14 protein-coding genes and 1 tRNA gene are annotated in these 19,807 nt (G+C 60.7%); 7 read left to right on the top strand and 8 right to left on the bottom strand.

What is annotated here, in order from left to right; genetic code table 11:
- Positions 1–25 precede the first annotated feature (25 nt).
- The 6 genes from GJV26_RS07625 (at position 26) to GJV26_RS07645 (ending at position 6,143) form a co-directional block, all read left to right on the top strand.
- Positions 26–1,381 (top strand): D-tagatose-bisphosphate aldolase, class II, non-catalytic subunit, encoded by a 1,356-nt coding sequence (locus GJV26_RS07625; protein WP_155708304.1) that lies wholly within the window; start codon positions 26–28, stop codon positions 1,379–1,381.
- A 40-nt stretch (positions 1,382–1,421) separates the two neighbouring features.
- Entirely contained in the window at positions 1,422–2,189 is a 768-nt protein-coding gene (locus GJV26_RS07630; protein ID WP_155708305.1) for a DeoR family transcriptional regulator, read from the top strand.
- A 4-nt stretch (positions 2,190–2,193) separates the two neighbouring features.
- Positions 2,194–3,297, top strand: coding sequence for an N-acetylglucosamine-6-phosphate deacetylase (gene nagA / locus GJV26_RS07635; RefSeq protein ID WP_155708306.1), 1,104 nt, complete (start codon positions 2,194–2,196; stop codon positions 3,295–3,297).
- 21 nt (positions 3,298–3,318) lie between these two features.
- Positions 3,319–4,377, top strand: a complete 1,059-nt coding sequence (locus tag GJV26_RS30125) for an MFS transporter (protein WP_229419203.1) — start codon at positions 3,319–3,321, stop codon at positions 4,375–4,377.
- Positions 4,374–5,096, top strand: a complete 723-nt coding sequence (locus tag GJV26_RS30130) for an MFS transporter (protein WP_371866448.1) — start codon at positions 4,374–4,376, stop codon at positions 5,094–5,096. Before GJV26_RS30125 ends, GJV26_RS30130 begins: the two co-directional genes overlap by 4 nt.
- Before the next feature lie 168 nt (positions 5,097–5,264).
- Positions 5,265–6,143 carry a PEP-CTERM sorting domain-containing protein gene (locus GJV26_RS07645; RefSeq protein WP_155708307.1) on the top strand — a complete coding sequence of 293 codons (879 nt, stop codon included), beginning with the start codon at positions 5,265–5,267 and terminating at the stop codon, positions 6,141–6,143.
- 331 nt (positions 6,144–6,474) lie between these two features.
- On the opposite strand, the gene GJV26_RS07650 is transcribed toward GJV26_RS07645, so the two are convergent.
- From GJV26_RS07650 to acs, 8 genes are all read right to left on the bottom strand, one after another.
- Positions 6,475–6,741 (bottom strand): PAAR domain-containing protein, encoded by a 267-nt coding sequence (locus GJV26_RS07650; protein WP_155708308.1) that lies wholly within the window; start codon positions 6,739–6,741, stop codon positions 6,475–6,477.
- Positions 6,738–8,051: a T6SS immunity protein Tli4 family protein gene (locus tag GJV26_RS07655; protein WP_155708309.1), complete on the bottom strand. Its 1,314-nt coding sequence runs from the start codon at positions 8,049–8,051 to the stop codon at positions 6,738–6,740. The genes GJV26_RS07650 and GJV26_RS07655 overlap by 4 nt, the downstream gene beginning before the upstream one ends.
- Entirely contained in the window at positions 8,048–9,517 is a 1,470-nt protein-coding gene (locus GJV26_RS07660) for an esterase/lipase family protein (RefSeq protein WP_173346164.1), read from the bottom strand. The genes GJV26_RS07655 and GJV26_RS07660 overlap by 4 nt, the downstream gene beginning before the upstream one ends.
- 199 nt (positions 9,518–9,716) lie before the next feature.
- Complete coding sequence (locus GJV26_RS07665) at positions 9,717–12,437, bottom strand: type VI secretion system Vgr family protein (RefSeq protein ID WP_229419204.1); 2,721 nt, start codon at positions 12,435–12,437, stop codon at positions 9,717–9,719.
- Between the two features lie 8 nt (positions 12,438–12,445).
- A complete protein-coding gene (gene tssF / locus GJV26_RS07670) occupies positions 12,446–14,227 on the bottom strand; it encodes a type VI secretion system baseplate subunit TssF (RefSeq protein WP_155708311.1) in 1,782 nt (593 codons plus the stop codon).
- Positions 14,228–14,451: 224 nt separating this feature from the next.
- Positions 14,452–16,236 (bottom strand): type VI secretion system baseplate subunit TssF, encoded by a 1,785-nt coding sequence (gene tssF / locus GJV26_RS07675; protein WP_155708312.1) that lies wholly within the window; start codon positions 16,234–16,236, stop codon positions 14,452–14,454.
- Positions 16,237–16,622: 386 nt separating this feature from the next.
- Positions 16,623–16,713, bottom strand: a tRNA-Ser gene (locus tag GJV26_RS07680).
- A gap of 213 nt (positions 16,714–16,926) precedes the next feature.
- Complete coding sequence (acs, locus tag GJV26_RS07685) at positions 16,927–18,924, bottom strand: acetate--CoA ligase (protein WP_155708313.1); 1,998 nt, start codon at positions 18,922–18,924, stop codon at positions 16,927–16,929.
- A 259-nt stretch (positions 18,925–19,183) separates the two neighbouring features.
- On the opposite strand from acs, the gene GJV26_RS07690 reads away from it, so the two are divergent.
- A complete protein-coding gene (locus tag GJV26_RS07690; protein ID WP_155708314.1) occupies positions 19,184–19,792 on the top strand; it encodes a YqhA family protein in 609 nt (202 codons plus the stop codon).
- Positions 19,793–19,807 lie beyond the last annotated feature (15 nt).

Consider the following 19,807-nt stretch of genomic DNA (forward strand, 5'->3'; position numbering starts at 1 on the left):
ACCGAGATTGACTGAGCTAGTGATCATGACGAATAACGTTTCCCCCTCCCCCGTCCAGCAGGTCATCGCTGCCCATCGCCGCGGCGAAGCCGCGGGTCTGTACAGCGTGTGCTGCAGCCACCCGAGCGTGCTGCGCGCCGCCATGCGCGTGGCCGCCACCTACGGCACCGTGCTGCTGGTGGAGGCCACGTCGAACCAGGTCGACCAGTTCGGCGGCTACACCGGCATGACGCCGCCGCAATTCCGCGACTACGTGCACGAGCTGGCGCGCGCGCAGGGTTTTCCGCTGGAGCGGCTGGTGCTCGGCGGCGACCATCTCGGGCCGAACGCGTGGCAGGGGCTCGATGCCGCCACGGCCATGGACAATGCGGAAACGCTGGTGGCGGCCTACGCGGCGGCCGGCTTCCACAAGATCCACCTCGACTGCTCGATGCGCTGCGCCGACGATCCGCAGGTTCTGAGCGACGAGCTGATCGCGACGCGCTCGGCGCAGTTGTGCATCGTGGCCGAACAGGCCGCGGCCGATGCGGGCCTGCCGCCGCCGTTGTACGTGATCGGCACCGAGGTGCCGGTGCCGGGCGGCGAGGCGAACCTGGCGCAGGCCGGCGCCGTGACCGCGCCCGAAGCGGCGCGCCGCACGCTCGACGTGCACCGCCAGGCGTTCCTGGCCCGGGGCCTGCATGCCGCCTGGCGCCGCGTGATTGCCATGGTGGTGCAGCCGGGGGTAGACTTCGACCACAGCAACATCCAGCACTACGATGCGGCGCAGGCGGCGGCGCTGTCGGCGTTCGTGGCGGGGCAGCCGGGCATCGTGTTCGAGGCGCACTCCACCGACTACCAGCGCGAGTCGGCCCTGCACCGGATGGTGCGCGACCATTTCGCCATCCTCAAGGTGGGCCCGGCCGCCACGTTCGCGCTGCGGGAAGGCCTGGCTTCGCTGTGCCACATCGAGGCGGAGCTGGTGCCGCCCGGGCAGGCCTCGCGCCTGATGCAGGTGCTGGACGAAGCGATGCAGCGCCAACCCGCGCACTGGGCCAGGCATTATCCGGGTACCATGGCCGAGCAGCGCCTGCTGCGCCGCTATGGCCTGAGCGACCGTTGCCGGTATTACTGGGGCGAGGCGCCGGTGGCCGCCGCGGTGGCGAAGCTGCTGGCCAACCTCGATGCGGTGGACATGCCGCTTTCGCTGCTCAGCCAGCACCTGCCGGAGCAGTACCTGGAGGTGCTGCAGGGCCGGCTGGCGGCCAGCGCGGGCGCGCTGCTGGAGCACAAGATCGGCCGGCTGCTGGCGCAGTATGCGCGCGCCTGCAACCGCAATGCGGCGGCCGATGACGTAGTGCCCGCCGGCGCGTCGGCGGAAACCGCGGCGGCGATCTTCTAGAACACAATCCGCGAACTTTTTTTATATCGGTACCACGAACATGCGACATACCAGCCAACGCCGCGCCACGATCCTGCAGGCGCTCACCCAACATGGTTCGGTGCAGGTCAACGAACTGGTGGAACGGCTGGGCGTTTCGGCGGTAACGATCCGCACCGACCTCTCGGCGCTGGAAGCGCAAGGCCTGGCCACGCGCAGCCATGGCGGCGCCACGCTGGCGCGCACGCCGCCCACCGAGCACACGGTGCCACAGAAGGATGCCATCAACCACGAGCAGAAGGCGCGCATCGGCGCCCATGCGGCGCGCATGGTGGAACCGGGCGACAACATCATCATCGATTCGGGCACCACCACCATCTCGCTGGCGCGCCACCTGCGCGATGCGCAGGGCGTGACCGTGATGACCAACGGCCTGAACATCGCCTGGGAACTGGCCGACGCGCCCGGCGTGGACCTGATCCTCACCGGCGGGCTGCTGCGCAAGCAGTCGCTGTCCATCCAGGGCACGCAGGCCGAAGCCTGCCTGCAGGCCTACAGCTTCGACAAGCTGTTCCTCGGTGTGGACGGTTTCGACCTGCAGTTCGGCGTGACCACCCATCACGAGGCGGAGGCCAGCCTGAACCACAAGATGGTGGAGCGGGCGAAAAAAATCATCGTGCTGGCCGACGCCTCCAAGTTCGGCCGCGTGAGCCTGCACCGCATCGTGCAGCTGGACCGCGTGCACACCGTGATCACCGACGCCGGCATCAGCGACGAATACCGCGACGGCCTGCTGCAGGCCGGCATCGAACTGCAGATCGCCGGATGACGCCATGCTGAGCGGACGCATTCTCACGCCGGGCGGCTGGATCGACGGCAGTATCGACTTCGGCCAGCGCATCAGCGAGATCCGCGCGGACAGCAGCGTGGACACCGCGCTGACCATCCTGCCCGGCTTCATCGACCTGCACGTGCACGGCGCGGCCGGCGCGGACATCATGCAGGGCGGCGATGCCGCCGCCACCATCGCGCGAGCGCATGCGCGGCACGGCACCACGGCGATGCTGGGCACCACGATGACCGCCACCGACAACTCGATCCGCCGCGCGCTGCGCGGCATGGCGCCCGTTATCGAACAGCGGCCAGCGGGCGGCGCGCGCATGCTGGGCGCGCACCTGGAAGGCCCGTTCCTCAGCATCCACCGGCTGGGCGCGCAGCCCGCCGACGCGGTGGTGGTGGGCAGCATGGACCTGGTGCGCAGCTACCACGAGCTGGCGCCGATCCGCGTGATGACGCTGGCGACCGAGGTGGCCGACCACCTGGCGCTGATCCCGCAGCTGAACGCGCTGGGCATCCGCGTGCAGATCGGCCACAGCAACGGCACGTATGAAGACGGCGTGGCCGCGCTGAAGGCCGGCGCGGCCGGCTTCACGCACCTGTATAACGGCATGACGGGGCTGCGCCACCAGGAGGCCGGCATCGTCGGCGCGGCGCTGGCCCATGCCGAGTATGCCGAGATCATTCCCGATCTGCAGCACGTGCAGCCGGGCGCGATCCTCGCCGCCCTGCGCGCCATCCCCCGGCTGTATGGCATTACCGACGCCACGTCCGCCACCGGCATGCCCGATGGCGAATACGGCCTGGGCAGCCAGCTGGTCTACAAGTGCCGGGGCTGCGTGCGCCTGGCCACCGGCTCGCTGGCGGGCAGCGTGCTGACGATGGACCAGGCGCTGCGCAATTTCGTCGGCCTCGGGCTGGACCTGGCCGACGCGTCGAACCGCCTGTCGCTATACCCGGCCGATTACCTCGGCGAGGCCGCACGCGGCCGCCTGGCGCCCGGCGCCTGGGCGGACATTGTGGTGCTCGACGCCGACCTGCAACCGGTGGCCGTCTTCGTCGAAGGCGAAGCCATCGACCTTTCCTCCAACCAGCCGTAAAACTTACAACGATAGGGCGCCATGGGATTCCTACTCTTCATCGCGGGGCTGGGCGGCCTGCTGTACGGCATCGACGTGGGCATCATCGCAGGCGCCCTGCCCTATCTCGAATCCACCGCCTCGATGGCGTGGCGCCTGAGCGCGCAGCAGCTCAGCTTCATCGTGGCCGCGGTGCTCCTGGGGTCGGTGCTGTCGTCGCTGTTCGCCGGCGCCCTGGCCGACTGGATCGGGCGGCGCTGGGCGATGACGCTGGCCGGCGTGCTGTTCACGCTGAGCATTCCGCTGATCGCCCTGTCGGACGGCTACGTACCGCTGCTGCTCGGGCGCTTGCTGCAGGGCGTGAGCGGTGGGCTGATCGGCGTGATAGTGCCTTTGTATCTGGCCGAGTGCTTGCATGCGCGGCATCGCGGGCGCGGCGCTGCCTTGTTCCAGCTGCTGCTGACGATCGGCCTGGTGGCGGCGGCGGTAATCGGGCTGCTGCAGGCACATTCGGTGGAGTCGGCGACCGTCGCGGCGGGGCAGCTGGCGGAGGCGGAACGCGCGGCGGCCGTGTTTGCGGCCAAGGATCATGCGTGGCGGAGTATTTTCTGGTGGTGTCTCACGCCGGGGATCGTGTTCACGGTCGGATGCCTGCTGCTGGCCGAGTCGCCGCGGTGGCTGGCGCGGCGGGGGCGGATGGAGGATGTGCGGGCTGCGCTGCTGCGTACGCGGCCTGCGGATGAAGTCGAGGTTGAGCTGCGCGAGATTCAGTTGGCGCTGGCGCCGGGTGTGGGCGCTGGCGCTGGCGCTACGTCGTCGGGTTCTTCGGGCCGTGCGGTCGAACCGCTGCTGAGCCGCCGTTATGTGCTGCCTTTCCTGCTGGCTTGCCTGATCCTGGCGCTGAATCAGGCTACCGGTATCAATTCGGTGCTGGCGTATGTGGTCAATATCCTGAATCAGGCTGGCTTGCCTGGCAGCGCCGCGAATACCGCCGATGTAGCGCTGAAAGTGCTCAATGCGCTGATGACCGTTGTTGCCGTGGTGCTGGTCGACCGGAAGGGGCGCAGGTTTCTGCTGATGCTGGGGACTGGGGGATCGTGACCGCCCTGCTGGCGGCCGGGCTGCTGTTCCGCAGCGCCGAGGGGGAGCAGCGGGATGTGCGGCCGGTGCTGCAGGCGCGCGTGCAGTCGGATGGGCTGGCGCTGCGGCTGTCCGACGACACGCTGCGGTCTCTTGGCGTTAGTGATGGGTCGCCGGTGCAGCTGACGGTTGCCTATGCCTATGGGCCGTTCACCAATGTGCAGACGCGGCGCAGTGACGATGCGGCGCTGCCGGAGCTGCGCATGCGTCGTGAGGATACCGTACAGCCGGACAGCGTGATCGGGGCGTTCTTCCGCAAGCTGCATCTGAATCCGTTTGCCGATCCGGCCGAGGGGCTGCGGGCGCCGTTGACGATCGAGCGCGCCGATATCGCCGCCGTGCCGTCCAGCGCGCATGGATGGCAGGTGGCGTTGGCCATGTGTTTGTTTGTCGCCAGCTTTGCCGTGGGGCCGGGGGTTTGTGTTTGGCTGGCGCTTTCCGAGTTGATGCCTACTCGCATCCGCTCGAATGGGATGAGCATTGCGCTGCTGGTGAACCAGTTTGTGTCGACCATGATTGCTGCCCTATTTCTGCCGACCGTGGGGCAGTATGGGTATGCGACGATGTTCTTTGCGTGGGCGGGGTGTACGGTGGTGTATTTCCTGACGGCGGCGTTTTTGTTGCCGGAGACGAAGGGGAAGACGTTGGAGGAGATTGAGGCGCATTTCGGGCGAAAGTAAGCGGCGATTCGGAGACTTGATTGCCCAGATCGATGTCCGCGGCGGTCAACATGAAGGACCTGTTGCTGGCACGTTGAGATTTTATTACTGCTGAGTGCGCCAGGGATGTACAAGGATTACTATCCGGAGAGTACGACATCCATGTGCCGTGTTCCCGGGGAGCGAACCATGCGCCAGCTGCTTGTATCGATCGCAGTACTCTTTGGTTTGATCTGCGGGGCAGCTCGCGCCGCGCCCGTTCAAAGCAGTTTCGCCGCCGATGCGGACTCCAATACCTGGGATTGCCGCTACCTCCCCGATCGAGGGTCATGTTCGAGTCAAGGCACCTTCACCCCGCCGAACGGGACCACGACCCAGTGGGCAACCGGCGCCAGTTCCAGCGCCTCCGATATCCGCGGCGAAGCCTGGTCGCTGGCGGTTGCGGATCCTGGCTCGTACCTGCCGCTCCTGAAAACATACGCTTCGAGCAACCCGAACTACGTCAGTCCATCGGGTGGCACCAGCATGGCCGATGCCAATGTCTGGGCGGTGCAAGGTTACCGCTACACCGGCACCACGGCGTTCACCCTGACGCTGACCGCAACACTCGACACCGTCATCTCGGCCAACGCGGCCAACTTCGCCGGCAATCATTCGCTGCTGGCGGTCAGCCTGTTCGGCACCGACAACTACACATTCAATTACGATCCGGCCACCCGTACCGGCAGCACTTGCCCGATTACCGGCCCGATCAACCCGCAGTTCTGCGGCCAGGGCCCTGCGATGTACGCGCACTACCACGAGTTCCTGGAAGATACGGGAACCGCGGTAGCAACCCTTTCCTATACGTTGTCTCCCGGCCAGACCTTTTATGTCGGCGCCTTCATCGATGCCAACGTGTGCTGCGGCGGCTCGGTGGACTCTTCCCACACGCTGACGATGCTCTTCAACGATGCCTCGATGCTGGTGGATTTTCCCGTGGCGCTTGTGCCCGAGCCGGGCGGCTGGATGATGTTGCTGGTCGGGGTGGTGATGTTGGGTGGGTGGAAAGGTCGGCGAAAGGCGTAGCTCGCCGGGAAGCCATCCTGACTCACGAATTCTTTACGTGGAATCCGGCTCAAGGCCTGCGAGCTCGTTTGTGAATAACGGCGCTGGCGCTCGCGGAGAATTATTCTCAATGGTAGCGTTGTTGGGGTAGTTGGGGCAAGGATGGGATCGATGTGGGGCGCGGGATTGGCTATCGGCCAGATCAAACGAGCGGGCGCTCTGGGTCAGTGCGCAATGTGCCGTGCACCGCGTTGGCCGATTCCGAGAAGCATAAGACGCCGCAGGTTGCGGAATACTTGACGCGGGATGTCGCCACCATGACGAAATTGCCGCTGCTGGTGGCAAGCTTTCGCTAATCCGCGCTGAAGTTTCCGCATGTAGCGATCAGCGTCGCCCCACATGAAGTCTTGTGCCCGTCATAGGCGACTGGCACGCCGTCGACCGAGTTGCTATCGCTGCCTTCCACGATGGTGCATGTGCCATGGCCCGGCACCGGGCACGAACATTGGTCGCCCACGCAGGCGACAGGCTTGCCATCCACGAGGAAGTATGTCGCCTTTACAAAGATGACCATGCCGCCGTGGGAGGTTGGATCGCCGAGCCGGATGATGTTTTTCATGACGGCTCCTTGACCAGTTTCCACACAGTTGGTGTACTCAGCGTGAATGTTTTGCGACGGCCGAAAAGCGGCTCCGGGCCCAGCAATTCTGCTTGCGGCATTTTGACGCCTTGGACAAATTTTTGCGTGGTGCCACCGACGACATCGTAACCATTGGCGTGGTCCACGCATGACCACTGGCCGCTTGCAGGACAAGGCGTGCCGGCTTCGGCGCGTTCGGGAGGCATTGAAGGTTCCGGCTTCGCTGTTTCGACCTTGACGGGCCGCGGGCGGAGGGAGCCAGATATCTGGTCCCACAAGGCTTGTACTTCCTTGTCGGACAGGCTCGAATTAACTGGTTTACCGGGGCGGCCGATACCTGTAGTGAGCTCAAGTACCAAGAATGGCTTCATGGCGTCGGTCTTTATCGAATCCGATTCCCACCTGTAACTATGAGCACGCGTTCCGTTATTTTCCTTTACCCGCTCCGAAGACTCTTCTCCCGGTATGCCATTGATCGAACGGCGGCCCTCGAATATTGGTTGAAATGCGAACGGAAAATCAATTCGCGCTGAACTGTCCGCTGATCGCTGCAGCAATGTTTTTTGCTTTGTTACACCACTCATTGAATTAAGGGCAATAGCAACATCAGGATGTTTTGAGTCGCCAGTAAACATTACGACAGACTCGCGTGGCACTTGATCATGAGCCGGAAGAGGCACAGGCACTGTGTCAAGGATAATCCCATTATCAAAACAAAAACCTGGCTTACCAGGCAGATCATTGGATTGTCGGTATCTCATATTTACAATAATCTTCATAACCTCATCAAAATCTTCCTTATCAGCGATCTCAAGGAAAAGACGAAAGCTGACTTCCTGAATTCTGACTAGGGCTTCAATCGAAAACCATTCATTATCCACTCGTTTTCCATGGGCAATATGATAACTCCAGTTGCGACCGAAGGAGAATATTTTACCAGTAGCATGCTGCATTTTTAAATCACGCACATTCTCCAGACTAGCTAAATCTCTTTCATTTTTTTGCGCAGCTAATTCTATATTTCTCTCAATAATCCTGGCATTGAATTCCTCCATAGTTTCAGACTTATCTGACGAAATTTGCACACCAGAAACCCTAGCATCACCGTAAGAAAATTCGAATTTTTCCGGAACATCTACTGCAAACCTTCCTACGCAAATTGTTTTAATCGCCATGTTTTTCTCATCAACTCGCATATCCGACCTCCCAACAGAAAAATTCCTTGATATTCCCACAGTCGGCATTCCAACCATAGACGCCAAAAATAATAATTTTATTGAGATATTCATGATTCCAATATAGCCCTAGCTATCAACTGAAAGGTCAACATCATTACTGAAGAATTAGAAAATACGTTTTGATGATCGAATCCGGAAAGCATAAATGTCTTCTTGACTCCCCCCAAAACTCCAGCACCAGAAGTCGCAGGCACAGTTCCATCCCCATCCTCATCCTGGATAGAAGGAGTAAATAGTAAATTGCGACCGTCTTTAATCTCTACTGACCGATGACCATTGAAGGTACTCGAAATTTGCTTCCCTAAAAATAGAATATCTGGCGTTACTCTCTGACTGCCATATTCGATCCATGTATAACGGCCGAAAGATAGGTGTTGAGAATCAGATCCATAAATAGCAAATGAATTCGGATGATAATATATATCCAATATTTTTTCATGAAACTTGGCTGCTTGATCAACCGATTGCTGCATCTTCTTTACTGCATGCTCTTTATGCTCATTAGCTGGATCAATTAACTCAGGCTGAAACAATCGGTACCAAGTAGTTACATCTCGATAGAACTTATAAGGATTTTCAATAGGAATTCTCTCTACTAAACCACTCTTGTTTTCTTCATCATTCTGCCGAATAAACAACCAAGGCTTGGGATACAGATGTGTAGGTAAAAGCTCCAATGCCCCGGGTGCATGAGCCATAACTGCATTCGTTTCTGCCGAAGTACGCCCTGCGATTTCAGCAAATGCATCTGCTGTTGCGTTTTCGAGTTTTCCGTTGCTTGGGCTGAATGTTTCTGTACCACAAGCAATCCTCCGATAGCAAACAGGCGCACCTAAGGCTGGCATACAGACATGTATAATGCCCCTTATTTTTTCAGGAATCTTTTTTGCACAAGCACGTGCAACTAGGCCGCCCATTGAATGGGTAACCACCATAACCTTCTCACACTCTCGCCCTAGAGAACTGTAGTGAGAAATAATTTGTTCTATACGCTGACTTAACCGATCCGCAGAGTTTTCGTTTGACAATAGCCAGTTATATCCAAACGCATAAATTGGATACCAGTACCCAGCAAGATTCTCAATCTCTGCAAGTTGAAAATCTGCAAGAATTTCGCTTTTCACTCCCCGCCAAAGCTTTCTATCATATTGATTTAAGCCAATCCAATTCGAACTAATTGTAGGTGGTTGGCTCTCCCAGCCGCATTGCAAAAATTTACCAAACTGCAGCTTTAGAGCGATAAGTAGGCCACCATAGCTTGACCAATGTATTTCGCCCCACCCGTGACTTCGTGCATAGCCTTCATCAACTTCACCAAGAGTCATATGACCTTCAAATTCAATGGCTCCACTTGAATCCACTTCAAGGGTGTGACCGTTCAGTATTTTTTGACGCTCGGCTGGCTCGCGCTTTTTCCATACACCAACTTCATTCATCCCTTCTGCTGCCCCATTTGGTGGACGCCAAGCTGCCTCTCCTGGTCTCAAAATTTCGTTCTTCTGCGCGCCTTTCTTCATGCTAGCCCTCAAGTTCGTCCCCATTATTCCTGGCACAACAATAATCGGCATTACCTTTGTTGGTGGCACGGAAATCCGGGCTCGAACGCGGCAGGCTTTAGGCGACAGCGTGGTTGTAGCTCGTAACGTGCCATCCTTTAAAGCCGATAGATGACCAATTGGCCGAGTAGGCTCTTTACCGTTCGATGCCATAATGACCTCACAAGGGTTTGTCTTCCGGATAGATAATCACATTTATTTCGCCAAGCTCTTCGCTAGTAACGAGCTCAGTACGTCCTTCGCTATCTGTAATGCCCTCAATTGCAGAGCCGTCCGGCAGCTCAAGTCGATACCGACGCCCGGCTACTGGTTTGTCATTCTGCGAGCTGATCAGTACGACACGTTCATCGGTCTCCATCTTCGTGCTAGGAAACTTGATGTCCGCAGCACTTCCACCGCCGCCTTTGACATGCTCGAATGACGCGGATCTGATCGTATAGGCGTCGGTACACTGCTGGATCACCTTGCCGTCGCCGTAGTCGACCTGAGCTCCCTTGCTCGCCAGACGGATCTCCGGAGCCTGCAGCTCGATCCGCTTGCCAGCGTTGATCTTCACAGTGCCGGTAGCAGTAAGCTCGATATCACCGTTATGGCTCTGGATCACCACGTTGCCCGACGCCGCAATCAACTTCATGCCCAACTTGTGGGCAAACAGGCTGATACCGCGCATGGCGCGCACCAGCACATTGCCGCCAGCGGCGACCTGGGCATCTTTTATAGATAGCAAATCGAGTGCGGTCTGTGCAGCGACGGCAACGTTGCGTTCGCTGGCGAGCAGAATGCCTTCCGGTGCACTGGCGGCGATGACTGCGGCCGGCGCCTTTGCACCGTCCCACTTGCTGATTTTTTCGCAGAGGCGTTCCAGCTCTCCCTGCAAAGCGTCATCACCTGAATGCGTCTGGGCCATGCTGCTCAGTTGTTCAGCCACTGCATTAAGCATGGCCGCGGTGCCAATCAATTCACTGCGGCTCAATTGGCTGCCATCACGATCAGCCCTTGCAGATATCAGGATGCCGCCAGGCCCACGGATTGCGACAGCACTCTCAGCCCGCAATTCGGCACCATCGCCTCGCGGCTCTGCGTATCCGCTCGCTCGCGGCGTTGTCAGCATGCCCAGATTCAACTGTGCAGCGCTGTGGTCACTTCCCAGCTGCGCACTGATCTGCCCCTTCGTATCATCAAACCGCAACTGATTCCCACGCCGCCCACCCTTCACTTCCCTGCTGCGAATCCCGGACAGATACCGGTTTCCCGGCAAGTCCCCCGCCTTGCTCAATGCCGGCGGCGTGGCATGCTGGTTGTACATCTGCCCCACGATCACGGGCTTGTCCGGATCGCCGCCCAGGAAGGAAACCAGCACCTCGCTGCCCACCCGCGGCAGGGAGAGCGATCCGCACTGGTCATAGCCAGGCCCATTCCCCGCCCAGCTGGTTGCCACGCGCACCCATGCCGAATCGGATTCACGGTTCGACGCACCCGGATTGGAAATGTGGTCTTCCTCCCGCGTGCCTGGAAAGCGAATCTTCACCCGCCCCATCGCGTCGCAATGCACTTCTTCGCTTTCCGGCCCGACCACGATGGCGCTCTGCATGTGCACGGGCGGCAGATCCACGCGCGGGTCATATGCTGGCACCAGCGCAATGCCGCGCCGTACCGCGGTGAACTGCATCTTCACTGGCCGCCTGTTCAGGTCGTCATTCGCCCAGCCGCTGCGGGCGAACAGCCCTGCAACCCGGTCGGACAAATCCCTCGGCAGGTTGTTCTGCACGGCGATGTGCAATTCGGTGATGACAAATTCCCGATCGATATCCTGGTGCCGGTCGATCTCGGGATGGCCGGCCAATGCAAAGTATTCGCCCACACGAAAATCGCGTACCGAGCCCTCGCCGGTAAAACACTTCGTTTCAAAATCGTGCCGCTTCATCGCCAGGCCGCCGAGCGCCCTGAAGTCGGCAGGGCTGTCGCCGGCATGCGGCATCAGCACCTGGTAGTCATCCAGCACAGCGCCCAGCCTGTGTTCTTTCGGGCCCTGCCTCGCTTCGCCTTCGGTGCGCATGTGCATCAGGTCCGATGCGAGCGGTGCCCGGTAATCCCAGCTGTACCGCGCCACGGACGAAGGCTGCAACGTGCGCACCGCGTTCCAGGCGGTGATGCTGTCGCGCTCCTCGGTCGATGCGTCACGGTGGTAGCGCACGGTGCCGGCCGCGTTTTCCTGCGCGCTCTCGTAGCGGTTCAGCAGGCACATGCGGTGTGCCGGGAGTTTTTGGGTAGCGTCGGGTCGGAAGAACCATGCGATGCCGCGGCGTTTCAGCAGTCGCCGGATGAATGCCGCATCCGATTCGTTATGCTGCATCGTGAATTCCCGCCGCGGGTATTGCATGTTGTCGAAGATGTTGTCCGTCTCCAAAGCGATGACCGTGCCCAGCATCGGGTTCTGGCGCAGCCATTCGCTCAGCATGCCCTGCACGATCTCCGGTTCGGTGAGGTTGCGGAACACACGTGTGTTGATGCGCTTTTCAAGCACGGCGAGCACGTCGCGGATCACGAGCTGGTAGCTGGCCAGGCCGCCGTCGCTATCGCCGGCCCAGGCTTCGGTGACCACGCCGCAAACGCTGCGCAGCTTGCCTCGGTCGGTCACGATGTCGATCGCGGCGGGCAGCGCGATGAACTCCTTCAGTGGCAGGTTGGCGTCCAGCGCCATGCACTGCACGCGGTACTCGAAACCGCCGCAGAAGGTTTCGTGGCCGTCCACGCGCTGTGGCAGCAGCACGTCTTCCATCATCATGGAGGGATGATCCACCCGCAGCCGCAACGGGCGGGCTGCGGTGACGAGGTCGCGATGGGCCACCAGGAAATTGACGAAGGCACCGGTGATGTTCATGGTGGATCCTAGGCAGGAGATTGCGGGCCAAGCTGCTGCGTGCCCCGTATCAATACCTGGCCATCCTTCCCGAGCACGTGGAGACGGAGGAAATTGGGCGCAGTCAAGTAATAGGCGAAGAAGCGTTCCATTAACTGCGCAAATACCGAGATGCTGCGGCCCTTGAAAGCCGCCTCGTCGATGGTGAGGCTTACCTCGTATCCGTACTGCAGGGTACAGTGATCCAGGAACTCGACCCACTCCTGGATCCTGCAACGCGAGACATCAACAATGCCGGATAGCTGCTGCGCCGTCACCACGCAATCGGGTCGTGCATGCATCCGCAGCAAAGAAAGCAGGGTCGGCAAGTGCATCTGCGTCATGCTCTGATGGTTGGCGTGAGCGAAGGCAACCAGTTCCCAGTGCGCATCAGGCTGGTCTGCCAGGAGCAACGGTGCGGTCGGTTTGCTCAACATGCGGATCGGGCGGCCGCCGATATCCTGGTCACTGGTCAAATCGCCGTCGGGGCTGCCGATCCGCAGGGAACATGGCAGATCGCCGTTGGTGCAGGTCACCCGCACGTCCACCGTCCCTTCGTCGAGCTCGACCGGCTTGGGTACACGGTCGACAAACGACACGGTGTCCGGCGTTCCGTAGGTGGCATCCGCAAGCTCGAACAGCCAGAAGTACGGGGTGTTGAGCTTCTTCGCAAGAAACCATGACAAATCGATGGCTGCGCCGCCGCGAGTCGCGTTCTGCAACAGCTGCATGGCATCGATGCTATACACGACGGCTTTCGCATTGCCCACGTGTGGCACGGCCAGGTTGTATTTGTTGCGGCTCTTGCGGAGGCGGATCGGTGTAGTTGCGTGCGAAAACATGTTGATGACGGGCGTGCAGCCTAGCTGTAACGCCGTCGCCGGCAGCGCGCGCAGCAGGTCAGCCGTCGTATGGTGCAGGTCGGGCAGGAGCAGGTGCAGCACCAGGCGCCGCGTGCCTGCCGGGCAGTGCGCCAGCACCGCTTTCAGGTCGATATCGAAGAAGTCGAACTTGTCGGGGAATGCAAAGTATTCCGTCAGCAGGCGCAGGCTACCTTCCTGGCGCCATGGCGTTGGCAGCAGCGCTTCGTTTTTCAAAGCACCCACAGGTGAAAACGGCGGCGCAGGCAATTTATGCCATTGCTGTTCCGATTCCACGCAGGTGCACAGCGAACGCATGAAGATCGCGTCGTAAAGTGCAGCACGCGCCGGGCCATCGGCATCGATGTACACGCGCATTGGCGAATTGGTGGCTGCACCGAAAGCGATGGCCGGATCGGTGGTCTCGATCGTGATCGCGATACCGCAGCCGACACCGGTTGGGATGTCAGGCGTGGCTGGCACGTCGACGCGCGGCATGAACCGGGCGGTGACCAGGATCGGTGCCTGGACCACATCGTAGACGGTGCGGAACCCGCACGACGATGTGCCCTTGCTGCGCAGCTCGGTGCCGCGCGGAATGGATGTGACCGAAGAGCCAGCCATGGCGCCGATCTGCACTACCGAGCAGGACGGGATTGGACGCAGGTAGAACGGCGATTGAATACCGAGCAGGTCATTCGTGAGTCGCACATAGCCATATTCCAGCTTCCTGGCGAGATGGGCGCATAGCAATGCGGTGCCGTGCATGACACGCTGCACACCGGGATCGGAGCTTTCTCCGCCAGAGATCTTAAGCATTCCGGCAGCATCGGGGAAGCAATAGGCAAACTCACTTATTCCGTGGCGCAGGTGGGTGAGTTCGCGTCCATAGTGCGGAAGAATTTTTTCCATGAGGCACTTTCCTGTAAGAAAGCTGATGATTGCATGGGAGAACTACAGGTTTTTTGATGCTGCGCAGGTGTCGCGTGCATAGGCATCAGTCAGCGGGGTAGTGGAAATGCCTGCGCTGCAGGGCAGGCGACAAGATGCGGCGACAGCCCGCAAACTGATCGCACTGCAACTATTTACGACCAGCTAAATGATGAATATGCTTTTGGTACTCACGGGTAGCGCTCCTAGGCCGGAGACTGCGGCCCATACAGCAGCGCGCCCTTGATCAACACTTGGCCATCCATCCCAACCACGTTGAGGCGGAGGAAATGCGGCCAGACCAGGTAGTAGACAAAAACCCGTTCCATTACCCGTGCGAAGACGGAGATGCTGCGTTCAGCGAACGCCGCTTCGTCGATGATGAGAGTTACCTCGTGCCCTTTTGTCAGCGCGGAGCCCACCTTGAACTTGAGCCATTCCTGCACCACGCAGCGCGACACGCCGAGAATGCCGGTCAATTGCCGCGCCGTTATGGCGCACTCGGGCCGGGCATGCATGCGCAGCAGGAACATCAAAGCCTTCAGGTCGACCTGCGTCTGGCTCCGGTGGCTTGCGTGGCCGACACTGATCACTTCCCAGTGGCCTTTCGGCGTATCCGCGAGGAGCAGCGAGGAAGATGGCTTGCGCAGCAGACGGATCGGACGGCCGCCGATATCCTGGTCGCTGGCCAGATCGCCTTCCGGACGGCCGATCGGCAGCGAACATGGCAGGTCGCCGTTGGTGCAAGTCACCTGCACGTCCACGGTGCCCGCATTCAGGTCCAACGGCTCTTGCACCTCGTTGACGAACGACACCGTGTCCGTCGTCCCAAAGGATGCATCCGCGAGCTCGAGCAGCCAGCAATGCCGGGTATGGAAATCTTTTTCGTAGAACCACTGCATGTCGATGGCCATGCTGCCGGCGTCCGTCTTGTGCAGCAGTTTCATGGTATCGATGCTGTACACGGTGCTTTTCGCGTCGCCAATACGGGGCACAATCAGGTCGTACGTCCTGCGGCGCTTGCGGAGACGGATCGGCGTTGCCGCGTGTGCAAACATGTTAATGACGGGCGTGCAGCCCAGCCGCAGTGCCGTTGGCGGGAGCGTGCGCAACAGCTCGGGCGTGGTCGTGTGTTGCAGGTCCGGCAGGAGCAGGTGCAGTACAAGACGGCGCGGGTCGGCCGAGCCGTTTGCCAGAACCGCCTTCAGGTCGATATCGAAGAAGTCGAACTTGTCGGGGAACGCAAAATATTCCGTCAGCAGGCGCATGCTCTCCTCCTGTTGCCATGGCGTTGGCAGCAGCGCGTGTTCTTTCGAGAAGCCTACCGGCAAGAGCGGCAGCGCCGGCAACTTGCGCCATTGCTGATCCGACTCGACGCAGGTGCACCTGTTGCGCATGAACAGCGCGTCATACAGTGCGGTGCGTATTGGGCCATCAGCATCGATGAACACGCGTACAGGGGAACGTGCGACTTCATCGAGGGTGATGGCCGGGTCGGTGGCTTCGATCGCGATCGCGATTCCGCAGCCAATTCCTGGTGGAAGGCGAAGCGTGGTTGGTACATCGGGGCGGGGAATGAACCGGGCGGTGATCGTGATAGGGCCAAGCGTCACTTCGTAGGCGGTGCGAAAACCATACGGCGTTGAGCCTTTGGTGCGCAGGTGGGTGCCGCGCGGGATGGTGGTGATCGTGGGGCTACCAGTGTCTTCCACCTGCGCTACCGAACATGAGGGAATGGGACGCAGGTAGAACGGCGCCTGGATGCCGAGCAGGTCGTTCGTGAATCGTGCATGGCCGTAGTCGATCTTACGGGCGATGCGGGCGCACAGCAGCGCCGTGACCTGGAGAAGGCGCTGGATGCCGGAGTCGGAACATTCTTCGCCGGAGATGCCAAGCTTGCTGGCCAGCTTGGGGAAGCGTTGGGCGAATTCGGCCATCAGCTGGCGCAGGAGGAAGAGCTGGCGTTCGTAGTATGGGAGGAGTTTTTCCATGCGGCACTTTCCGGTGGGAAAAGTGATGATTACATGGAGAGGTGGCGGTTTTTTTGAGGTTGCTCAATGGGCCGGTGCGTGGTGATCGGCAAGTGCGGTAGGTGAAGATGCTTGTGCTTCAGCACAGCATGTAGAAAAGCATGTGCGCAAAAATCCTTGCCAGAACAGAGCGGAGCATACGACGCGCGCCCTTGCCGCGCGCCGCCGTTGAGCCACCGCCGCCCGCAAGCGGGCGCCGGCGCCTCAACGACAAATGGGCGATTCGGATAGGGCTGCGCTTGCAAGCGTGCGCCCTTCGAATCCCCGCCGCAGGGCCCGCAGGGGCCCTACTTCTCTCCGGCAGGAATGAAAAAGGCCACCCGAGGGTGGCCTTTTTTCTGTATTCCTGGCGGAGAGACGGGGATTCGAACCCCGGTTAGGCTATGAACCTAAACACGCTTTCCAGGCGTGCGACTTAAACCACTCATCCATCTCTCCTGCTCTCCCGCATCGCGAGAGGCGCAAATTATAGCAGTTGGGTTGTAGAGTGCAAAGTTTTTTCGAAGAAAGGTACGCAGGCATCAATGCGGCGGGCTCGACAGCCGAAAGCAGGCCTCGAAAGCCCCGGGCTGAAGAGCCGGGAACAGGTCCCAACCGCGAGAACCGGGACCCGTCCCCTACCGCCGCGGGTTAACCCAGCCAGCAAGCAGCTCAGGCGCTTTCCTTGAGCTGCTCCAGGATCGCCGGGTTCTCCAGCGTGGAAACATCTTGCGTGATCGACTCGCCCTTGGCCAACACGCGCAGCAGGCGCCGCATGATCTTGCCGGAGCGGGTCTTCGGCAGGTTGTCCCCGAAGCGGATCTCCTTCGGCTTGGCGATCGGCCCGATCTCCTTGCCTACCCAGTTCCGCAGGTCGGCAGCCAGCTTCTTGGCATCCTCCCCGGTAGGCCGCGCCTGCTTCAGCACCACGAAGGCGCAGATCGATTCGCCGGTGGTCTCGTCCGGCCGGCCGACGACTGCCGCTTCGGCCACCAGCGGGTTGGCCACCAGGGCGGATTCGATTTCCATCGTGCCCATGCGGTGGCCGGACACGTTCAGTACGTCGTCGATGCGGCCGGTGATGGTGAAGTAGCCGGTGTCCTTGTTGCGGATCGCGCCGTCGCCGGCCAGGTAGTACTTGCCGCCCAGCTCCTCGGGGAAGTAGCCGGCCTTGAAACGTTCCGGGTTGTTCCAGATGGTGCGGATCATTGAAGGCCATGGGCGTTTCACGACCAGGATACCGCCCTGCCCGTTCGGCACGTCGGCGCCGGATTCGTCCACGATGGCGGTCATGATGCCCGGCAGCGGCAGCGTGCAGGACCCCGGCACCATCGGCGTGGCGCCCGGCAGCGGCGTAATCATGTGGCCGCCCGTTTCCGTTTGCCAGAACGTGTCCACGATCGGGCACTTTTCCTGGCCAACGTTACGGTAGTACCACATCCAGGCTTCCGGATTGATCGGCTCGCCCACGGTGCCCAGCAGGCGCAGCGAGGAGATATCAAAACTCTTCGGATGCACCTTGTCGTCCGCTTCCGATGCCTTGATCAGCGAGCGGATCGCGGTCGGGGCCGTGTAGAAGATCGATACCTTGTGCTTCTGCACGGTTTCCCAGAAGCGGCCCGCGTGCGGGTAAGTGGGCACGCCTTCGAAGATGATCTGCGTGGCGCCGGCGGCCGTGGGGCCGTAGGCGATGTACGTGTGGCCGGTTACCCAGCCGATGTCGGCGGTGCACCAGTACACGTCGCTCGGCTTCAGGTCGAAGGTCCACTTCATCGTCAGCGCGGCCCACAGCAGGTAGCCGCCGGTGGCGTGCTGCACGCCCTTCGGCGTGCCGGTGGAGCCGCTGGTGTACAGGATGAACAGCGGGTGCTCCGCTTCCACCCATTCCGGCTCGCACTCGGCGCTCTGCTTGTCCACCAGGTCGGAGAGCCAGATGTCCCGGCCTTCCGTGAAGCCCACGTTGCCGCCGGTGCGCTTGTACACGACCACGTTCTTGATCGTGTCGCAGCCGCCCAGCGCCAGCGCTTCGTCCACGATGGCTTTCAGCGGCAGCTGCTTGCCGCCGCGCAGTTGCTCGTCGCCGGTGATCACGGCCACGGCGCCGGCGTCGATGATGCGCTCCTGCAGGCTCTTGGCCGAGAAGCCGCCGAACACCACGGAGTGCGTGGCGCCGATGCGCGCGCAGGCCTGCATGGCGGCCACGCCTTCCACGGACATGCTCATGTAGATCACCACGCGGTCGCCCTTCCTGATGCCGAGCGATTTCAGGCCGTTGGCGAACTTGCACACTTTCTCGTGCAGCTCTTTATAGGTGACGTTGGTGACCTTGCCGTCGTCCGCCTCGAAGATGATGGCGGTCTTGTCGGCGTTGCCGTTGGCCAGGTTGCGGTCCAGGCAGTTGTACGACACGTTCAGCTTGCCGTCCTCGAACCACTTGTAGAACGGCGCGTTGTCTTCGTTCAGCGTGCGGGTGAACGGCGTTTGCCATTCCACGTGCTCGCGCGCCAGGCGGGCCCAGAAGCCTTCGTAGTCGCGCTCGGCTTCGGCGCACAGCGCGTTGTAGGCTTCCATGCCCGACACGGTGGCCTGCGTGACGAACCGCGCGGGCGGCGCGAACACGCGCGATTCCGGCTGGCCTTGCTGCTCGGTGGTTTGTGCTGGTGCGTTCATGCTTGTCTCCATTGTGGTAGTTGTTTGCCATGACAGTACGGCGGGGCGCTTACAGTGCCCTTACAGGGCATTTTTCACCGGCGCCGCTGTCGGCAAGGGCAATACTTTCATTTTAGTCACATTTCTTAAACAGCGATGAAACGGCGCCACAGGGGCCCGTGCGGGCCGCTGAAAATGGGGCCTTGAGCTGCGGCAAGAAGCTGACGAGTGTAGAATGTCGGGGGTTTTTATCCGCATTTATCACAGGAGTTGCTACTCGATGTCCGATCCGAATCACCCGCACGCACGCCGCATCAATCCGATCGCCTCGTTTATCTTCATGTCCCGCTGGTTGCAGCTGCCGCTGTACCTGGGTCTCATCCTGGCGCAGTGCGTGTATGTCTTCCACTTCTGGGTCGAACTGAAGGATCTGATCGGTGCCGCACTGGGCAACGAAGCGGCGCTGCAGCACATCATCGCGGCCGTCACCGTGCCGAACGCGCCGCCGCCGACAAAACTCAACGAGACCACCATCATGCTGGTGGTGCTTGGCCTGATCGACGTGGTCATGATCTCCAACCTGCTGATCATGGTGATCGTGGGCGGTTATGAAACCTTCGTCTCGCGCATGCACCTCGAAGACCATCCGGACCAGCCGGAATGGCTGTCGCACGTGAACGCCTCGGTCCTCAAGACCAAGCTGGCCACGGCGATCATCGGCATTTCGTCGATCCACCTGCTGAAGACGTTCATCAACGCCCAGGTGTACGACGCCAAGACGCTGCTCGCGCAAACGGGCATCCACGTTGCATTCCTGCTGTCCGCCATGGCGATCGCTTATACCGACCGCTTGATGACTGGCACGCAAAACGGTTCCAAGCATCACTAATCCAGCCAATCGCAA

This window comes from Pseudoduganella dura (genome assembly GCF_009727155.1).
GTDB lineage: Bacteria > Pseudomonadota > Gammaproteobacteria > Burkholderiales > Burkholderiaceae_D > Rugamonas > Rugamonas dura.